Source organism: Enterococcus sp. H57, from assembly GCF_003112495.1.
Lineage (GTDB): Bacteria > Bacillota > Bacilli > Lactobacillales > Enterococcaceae > Enterococcus_B > Enterococcus_B faecium.
The window spans coordinates 1-664 of the sequence record NZ_BEHC01000070.1 but is presented as its reverse complement, the minus strand read 5'-3'; the positions used below and the strand labels follow the sequence as shown (position 1 = coordinate 664).

1 protein-coding gene is annotated in these 664 nt (G+C 38.7%); it reads left to right on the top strand.

From position 1 onward, the window contains the following. Window positions 1–96 precede the first annotated feature (96 nt). A partial coding sequence (locus DIZ30_RS12140; protein WP_109023230.1) for an IS30 family transposase occupies window positions 97–664 on the top strand: 568 nt, incomplete at its 3' end.

The window sequence follows — 664 nt, the reverse complement described above, 5'->3', positions numbered from 1 at the left end:
CGCCGTTTGTATAATTAAGCGAGACAAATAAAAAAGCCATTTATGTTACACTCAAATTGTAATACCCGCTAAAGCATACAAGGAGAGTGAACATAAATGACTTATACCCATCTTACACCAAACGAGCTTGTAATGATAGAAGCATATTTTCATCAAGAAACTCCGGTTGCTATCGTTGCGAAGCAGCTTAAACGTGGACGCCAAACAATTTACAATGTCTATAACTTTCTCAAATGTGGTGGAACAGCACTTGAATACTTTGAACAATACAAAGAAAATAAGCGACGTTGTGGGAGAACCGAAATCATTTTTCCTGCTGAGGAAAAAGAATACATTGCAAAAAGATCAACTGAAGGTTGGACCCCAGACGTCATTATTGGCCGTGCAGAGCGAACCTTCTCTTGTTCAGTAAGTACCCTCTATCGCCGGTTTAAGACGGGAGAATTCAATGTTTTACATTTACCGATGCAAGGAAAACGAAAACCAAATGGTTATAAGGAAAAACGTGGAAAACAGGCATTCAAAAGAAATATTTCTGAACGTAAAAAAGATTATGTCGTTTTCGAAGAAGAATTTGGACATTTAGAGGGTGATACGATTGTCGGCATCCACCATAAAAGTGCCGTCATCACACTCGTTGAGCGACTTTCAAAAGCCATTATCG